Consider the following 6,903-nt stretch of genomic DNA (forward strand, 5'->3'; position numbering starts at 1 on the left):
ATGACGAACGGTTCGATTGGTTTTAAAAAAAACTAAATCGCCAGTCTGTAACTGATTACGCGGTACTTCTTTACCTAAAATACGTTGAGAGTTCACAGTACGAGGCAACTTGTCGCCAACAATATTCAGGTAGGCTAAATACACAAACCCTGAACAATCTACGCCATTTCTACTCAGGCCACCTAAACGATATGGAGTGCCTTTCCATTGGTTATGAAAACTCAATAGGTTTGACTCACTCCACTTGGGAGGTTCTGGCTTAAGCATGGGAGGAACCACCACGGGCTTAGGTGCGACAACCACAGCAGGAGAAGACGCACACGCAGACAACAACAGCACTAAACAACTAAACAATAATCTTTTAGCCAATTCAACCCACTCCAAACCCCGAAAAATCATCCGAAATATAAATTCTTTGTTCGTAATACACAATCAAAATAACCGCTGCACCGCTTAGTGTTAACGAGTCATCATTTGCATGCACTGCACTAAAGCCCGTTTAGCCGCCATTTTATCGACTTTAATTTGGCAGCGTAGCATAGTTCCTTGCCAGTTTGACCAAAAAACACTCGCCAATGTTGATGCCGGTAAGTCCGCACGAATATGTCCTTGTTGTTGCCCTTGCTGAATTAGTGCACTCAATAAGGCGATCCATTGATCATAAAGCTGATTCAAGGTTTGATGCAGTAACGGCGACTGGCTACTGACCTCAACCATTAAGTTACCCATCAAGCAGCCACGCGGTTCACTGCCACTAAACAGCTCTTCAATCAGTTGATGATATCCATTTAGCACAGTAGATAAATTGGCTTTAAAATTCACGCCTGGATCGATAGCGATAGGTTGAATGCGCTGCTGGAAATAATGTTCAGCCACAGCTGCAGCAAACGCTTCTTTACTGGCAAAGTAATGATAAAAAGAACCTTTAGGAATACCCACTTCGTCGAGAATTAATTTAATACCTACTGCGCTATAACCGTGTAACGCAAAAAGCTTTTCACCTACGACGCATATTGACTGTCTACTCGCTGCACTTTTATTCATTTAACCTCCATTTTTTAGTGATAGGATAAACAAGAATAGACCAGTCGGCTAATTTTAGTTACTGATAAGCTAAAACATGCGCTTTTATCTTTAGATGATTCAACAAAATTGTCCCATCAATGCTCTATTTCTGGATCAATCCATCATCTATATACGCAACCAAAATATGTTTCCGATAAAGCTTAAGCTCAGTAGTGGAATTTGAAAAACCATGTTCTATCAGCACCACGGCATTAAATGCAGCGGTAACCACGCAGGCTTTTCAACATAACGTAATTACTATCGGCCAGATTTCTTATAAGCAAAAAACCTACCCAAGATGGAACAGAAAAAACAGCCAATATATGGGTAAATACTGCTTGTACCACCCTGAATAAAACGGGGTTAACCACTATGGGTATTATTGGCTATCGACTCTTTCAATAACTGCATATTTTCATCACGCCGATCAGAATAGCTATTATCCATATGCTCATCGACTAGCTGTTCACAACGCTTTTGGGCTTCATATTGCTTGAGGGGATCCACTTCTTTATCAGTTTGCGCTTGGCACAATACATTGCCACAGCCAGATAGTAACAACACACTTGCCAACGCTAGCCACGACATGACATTTAACAGCGGTTTTATCACATGGTTGGTCATAGAAAAGAGCATCCTTAAGTCACCACTTCACATACTTATTTTAGGCATAAAAAAACCAGCCCGAAGGCTGGTTTTAAGTATAACCGAATAAATTATCCTGTTACACGTAACTCATCGACTACATCTTTAACGTCATCGGTATTTTTAGCGATGGTTAATGCTAAATCACGTTCTGCATCGCTCGACACAGTACCTTTTAAGGTCACGACACCATGTGCGACATCAACGTTAATATCTGTGCCCGACACGTCAGCGGAGAATAGTAATCGCGTTTTCACTACGGTAGCGACTTTCGAATCGGTTAGTGATTCACTTAAATCTTTGCTGTCTTTATCATTGTGCTGCTTCATCACCGAAAGCTCATTGTTAACGTCTTTCACGCCATCTAAGCTTCTAATTAACTCTCCGGCAAGTGACTTGTCAACACTGCTGTTAACTTTACCTGTTAGGGTCACGTTACCATCATGTACGTCGGTATTAATATCAAATGAATTCAGATTAGTATTTAACAAAAGTGTGGTTTCAGCTTTACCATCGATCCACGCATCTTTTGCATCATCTTGCCAATCTTGTGCTGCATTTGCACCAAATGCCATTGAACCTAACACAATGCTCATTACTACTGATAATGTGGTCTTTTTCATAAAGTTTTCCTCCGTTGTTAATCTCAAGGATTATAATGCGCGAACCATGCCAACTTCCATAACCAACTGTTAAAGTTAACAATAACTGGTTTCAGCGTTTATTTAAATAAACTTTATGGACAACGATATCGGACTTTTTTACCGACACTAGGTAAATTTTTCATCGTCGCAATGGGTGTTAATGGATCTCAATGTAGATTCGCAAAATCAACCTGATATCTCATTCAATAAACTCTCTAGATATTGAGACTATGGCCAATTCAATAGATACAAAACCATTATGTTACCAGTCAGAAAAACACGCGTTAGCCACAAATTAACAGCACCTCGAATACTAAAAAGCGCATGACAATATTGATTATCATGCGCTTTTTTAGTGCGTACATATGACTAGGTATGAACAACGGAAAGATTTTTCATAGTGTCACAGCTCATTTGTAACCAAGCAATACCTTCGGCAAGTTGGCTAGCAACACGCTGATTTTTAGTTTTTCTAGCAGCTTGCTTTAAATGAACCAAGACTTGTTGTTCCGTTTCAACCAATACCGCTATCACTTGGGGTAACGGCTGCTGTTGTATAACTTGTTCGGCCTTAGCATAGTGGCGACGTGAGGATTGTTGATGGTAAGTTTGGCTATCTATCGGCCTTGCTTGGCTTGAACGCACCACGCTAAACAATGGTGTTAAACGATCCAGCATGCATTTTCGAATGTCGGCCATGTGGATAAAAATTCGTTTGATGTTGTAATCGTCGGTCCCCAATGTGGCTTGGACATAAAATTGTTGTCCTTCCTGGCATAAATCAATAGCCTCATGCAATAGCCATACATCGGACTCAGCCTGTTCGTCTCGAGTAAATGATTTCAATGTAAATCCTCCTGCATTCGATAATTTTACTGGCACTTTGTTGGATGGGTTGTGTAACATATACGGGTACAGCACACCTTATTAAGCAAAAACTAAACCATGAACACCCCATGTACATGGGCAAAAATTAATTAACCTTCTAATAGTTAAAGTTATTATAATTTGTCCGGGTCTGAGTTAATTACCTAATTACACGGAATGATCACTTGTGATTGTCAACACGACATCACTGGTAAACATTAGACTTAACACCACAGGGAGTGAATCGGTATGCCACGTCCAACACTTTTTTATCATTTACACCGTCGTCAAGAAGGTGAAGCACGACTCCTTGCCTTGCCGAGTTGTCAGCACTTTAATAAGATTGCTAGTTCAGTTGACCAGCCCTGGTTAGACCAACTGCACAGTAACTCGATAGATGTTGCGATCATTGAATTATCACAGTTAAGCCAACTAGAATACGCAGAGTTAACTGACAGTGCGTTAATGTCGGATATTGAGTTCATCTTCTTAAGCGAAGGTAAACCGAACCCTAACTTAGATCATTTAATGTCAAAAAGTGCTGGTTACCATTTTCGCCAGCCTTACGATGCCGATGCAATTAACGATACCTTAGAAGACTTTGCCCAAGACTTGCAGTCGCAATCGACTAAGTTAAAACAGCCCCTTTCGAGTGAACTAGACCAATACGGTTTATTGGTTGGTTCATCGCGGTCAATGCACAAGTTGTATCGTACTATTCGCAAAGTTGCCGTCACCGAAAGCAACGTACTTATTGTCGGTGAAAGCGGTGTCGGTAAAGAGCTTGTAGCCAACACGATTCATTTGGCCAGTAACCGAGTCAATCAACCGTTTATCGCCATCAACTGTGGCGCATTAAGCCCTGAATTGGTCGACAGCGAACTGTTTGGCCATGTAAAAGGCGCTTTTACCGGTGCTCATCGTGATCACCGCGGTGTGTTCGAGCAAGCTGAAGGTGGTACCTTATTTCTTGATGAAGTCACCGAAATGCCATTGGAACATCAAGTCAAATTGCTACGCGTACTCGAAAACAATGAATATCGTTCTGTTGGCTCACAACACCTTAAAAAAGCCAATGTTCGCATTGTGGCTGCAACTAATCGCGATCCAGCTGACGCTATTGATGCTGGCCGTTTTCGCGAAGATTTATACTTTCGTTTAGCGCATTTTCCTATCCACGTGCCACCATTACGCGATCGTAACGATGACATAACGGGTTTAGCCCAACACTTTCTAGCCTATCGAAATACCGCTGAAAAACTCACTAAAACCTTTTCGGATGATGCTCTTAAACTTATCCAACAACAGAAATGGTCCGGAAATGTCCGCGAATTAAAACACGCAATAGAACGTGCATATATTTTGGCAGAAGATACCATTCTACCTAGCCATATCACGGTGACACCTCTAGAACCATCAACAGAACCTTTAGCTGACGATGTACAAATACCTGCTGGCATGCGCCTAGACGAACTTGAAAAAGTTGCTATCTTTCAGGCACTTGATAAATCTATGGGCAATAAAAATGATACTGCCAAACAGCTAGGCATTAGCGTTAAAACCCTTTATAACAAACTCAGCAAGTACGAAGAGCAAACCGATTCAGACGAACCATAGCGTCATTAAACGCCCATTCATTAAACGTGTTTGCTCGCTTTTGGCACCAGCACATTTAATGAATTGGGTTTGACTTTAATGCACAGATCTTCCGACTCAAATAACTCACCATCAATCACATATTGGCATGACGAATCCGTGTTTAAATAAATTGTTTTTGCTTGCTCATGATGAATTCGACTCGCTTGATTATCTTCACGATCTCCAGTTAATCCAGCAAATAGCAACTCGGTCATACTCAATAATTGTTGTGGCGATGTCTCGCTCGACTCAATCCAGGTAATATCTAACAAGCCATCGCTAATATTGGGCTCACCATTACCTAGTGCTAATAAACTGGTAAAAGGCGCAGCATTGGCAATCACTAAACTGGTGGTGTTAATCACTTGAATATCGCCACCATCAATCTGTACTCTTATCGACAATGGCTGATTTTCGTCTATCGCCTCCCACAACCCATTAAGGTAAGCCAGTTGCCCTAATGCATTTTTTTGGTTACGGTCAGCCTTTTCTATCATTTTCTGCTCAAAGCCTAGTCCCACCAGCAACAACATCAATTCATCATTACACCTTGCGGTATCAATACGTTGTGAATAACCTTGAATCAAAATATCAAGCGCTTGCGACACCGGCACCAATTTACTGGCGGCGCCAAACAAAGTATGACTTAGTGCATTGGTGGTTCCCATCGGAATAATACCTAAGTAAATATCAGTATCGACAATCACTGATGCCACCTCATTAACCGTACCATCGCCACCACAGGCCACAATGATATCTGCGCCTTTTTGCTTGGCTTGTTCGGCTAACTGCACCGCCGACTTATCTTTAGCGGTATACAACACTTCAAGCTGAAAGTAATCCGTCAAGGTTTGGGTAATATGCTCTGCTTCATCATGCCACTTACCACCACCAGACACCGGATTAACAATTAACCAAGCGCGTTTGTGAATATTGATTTGATTATGGCTATGCATTTTTTCTATAGCGGCCAACTGCCATTTATTTAATCGTGCCGTTTGGCGAATACTATTGATGGATTTAAGCACATCATTAACATTACGATTTTTCTCACGACAGACTAAATATGCCGCTAACACCAACACTGAACGCCCTCGACCTAACGCACAATGCACCACGACATTTTTACCGTTACTGACTTGGGTGTGTAACCAATTGATAGCTTGATTTAACTGCGCGACGGTCGGCACACTGTGATCTAAGATAGGAATATTTAAATAGGCAATATTTTCATCCATCAAGGTCCACTCTAATGCATCAAATTCAGCAGTAACATCTAAAATAGCGTCAATTTTTTCATGTTTAAGTCGGTCAATATCACGGGGAAATAATCGGCATGCTAAATACAACTGCTTATCAATTTTTTGGATTGCGGGTACTTTGTCGTGCTTTCGCGCCCAAGTGTTATACAACTGGGAACCCATTAAAAAGGGAATAAAACTCCAACTGATATACCAAGGAATACTGCCATCTTGGCTTTTTCGGAAAATGCCTGCACTATTAAACCAATAAGCTGAGCTCACTAGCCCTAAAGATAATGCAATCCAAGCAAATACAACGTTAAGAAATATATAAGGAAGCGCCACAGATAAGCACAAAGCCAATAACGCGCCAACAGTATAGTAATATTTAATATGAATACGGGTTAGCATAGTGGTCCTCCTGTTTAAAAAAAAGCAGCACATGTGTGCTGCTTAGGTTAATACTTATCCTAGTAACTATCCGGTTACTCCGTAACAGTCAGTCAAACTTTCTACTTCTACCTACATTGGTTTAAAAGGGAGTTGCCCTAACGATATCAATGTATTTTCAGTTAACAACTTAACGACTTTGAACGAGTAAAATAGTTAATGTGATTGGTATAATGCTTAACAGTCAGGATCTTCTGCTTTCATACCTTCTTTAACATCTTCACATGCATCTTCAACGGCATTACCGGCATCTTGCATCATTTCATCCACTTTCTCGCCAGCGTTTTCAGCTTTGTTATCTGAACATGCTGATAAACCAGCCGTTAAAAACACCATTAAACTTGCCATTGTCA

General features: G+C 41.0%; 7 protein-coding genes. 1 reads left to right on the top strand and 6 read right to left on the bottom strand.

The genetic code is table 11. From position 1 onward, the window contains the following. From CXF78_RS06465 to CXF78_RS06485, 5 genes are all read right to left on the bottom strand, one after another. Positions 1-369 (bottom strand): C40 family peptidase (locus tag CXF78_RS06465; protein WP_257984858.1); only part of this gene is annotated, 369 nt, incomplete at its 3' end. 90 nt (positions 370-459) lie between these two features. Continuing rightward, positions 460-1,044 carry a TetR/AcrR family transcriptional regulator gene (locus tag CXF78_RS06470; RefSeq protein WP_059746041.1) on the bottom strand — a complete coding sequence of 195 codons (585 nt, stop codon included), beginning with the start codon at positions 1,042-1,044 and terminating at the stop codon, positions 460-462. A gap of 384 nt (positions 1,045-1,428) precedes the next feature. Beyond that, on the bottom strand, positions 1,429-1,689 hold the full coding sequence (locus tag CXF78_RS06475) for a hypothetical protein (protein WP_102036312.1): 261 nt from the start codon (positions 1,687-1,689) through the stop codon (positions 1,429-1,431). Between the two features lie 92 nt (positions 1,690-1,781). Next, positions 1,782-2,333, bottom strand: coding sequence for a BON domain-containing protein (locus tag CXF78_RS06480; protein ID WP_102036313.1), 552 nt, complete (start codon positions 2,331-2,333; stop codon positions 1,782-1,784). Between the two features lie 390 nt (positions 2,334-2,723). Then, complete coding sequence (locus tag CXF78_RS06485) at positions 2,724-3,200, bottom strand: hypothetical protein (protein ID WP_041413849.1); 477 nt, start codon at positions 3,198-3,200, stop codon at positions 2,724-2,726. Positions 3,201-3,470: 270 nt separating this feature from the next. Between CXF78_RS06485 and CXF78_RS06490 the strand changes: the two genes are divergently transcribed. Then, complete coding sequence (locus CXF78_RS06490; RefSeq protein ID WP_011639404.1) at positions 3,471-4,838, top strand: sigma-54 interaction domain-containing protein; 1,368 nt, start codon at positions 3,471-3,473, stop codon at positions 4,836-4,838. A gap of 20 nt (positions 4,839-4,858) precedes the next feature. On the opposite strand, the gene CXF78_RS06495 is transcribed toward CXF78_RS06490, so the two are convergent. Beyond that, positions 4,859-6,511 carry a diacylglycerol kinase family protein gene (locus CXF78_RS06495; RefSeq protein ID WP_102036314.1) on the bottom strand — a complete coding sequence of 551 codons (1,653 nt, stop codon included), beginning with the start codon at positions 6,509-6,511 and terminating at the stop codon, positions 4,859-4,861. Positions 6,512-6,903 lie beyond the last annotated feature (392 nt).

The sequence above is a fragment of the Shewanella sp. 11B5 genome, from assembly GCF_002836795.1.
Classification (GTDB): Bacteria; Pseudomonadota; Gammaproteobacteria; order Enterobacterales; family Shewanellaceae; genus Shewanella; species Shewanella frigidimarina.

What these genes read in the sequence shown, in the direction of transcription:
- CXF78_RS06470 (WP_059746041.1), bottom strand. Translation starts at nt 1,044, where the DNA reads ATGAATAAAAGTGCAGCGAGTAGACAGTCAATATGCGTCGTAGGTGAA.
- CXF78_RS06475 (WP_102036312.1), bottom strand. Translation starts at nt 1,689, where the DNA reads ATGACCAACCATGTGATAAAACCGCTGTTAAATGTCATGTCGTGGCTA.
- CXF78_RS06480 (WP_102036313.1), bottom strand. Translation starts at nt 2,333, where the DNA reads ATGAAAAAGACCACATTATCAGTAGTAATGAGCATTGTGTTAGGTTCA.
- CXF78_RS06490 (WP_011639404.1), top strand. Translation starts at nt 3,471, where the DNA reads ATGCCACGTCCAACACTTTTTTATCATTTACACCGTCGTCAAGAAGGT.
- CXF78_RS06495 (WP_102036314.1), bottom strand. Translation starts at nt 6,511, where the DNA reads ATGCTAACCCGTATTCATATTAAATATTACTATACTGTTGGCGCGTTA.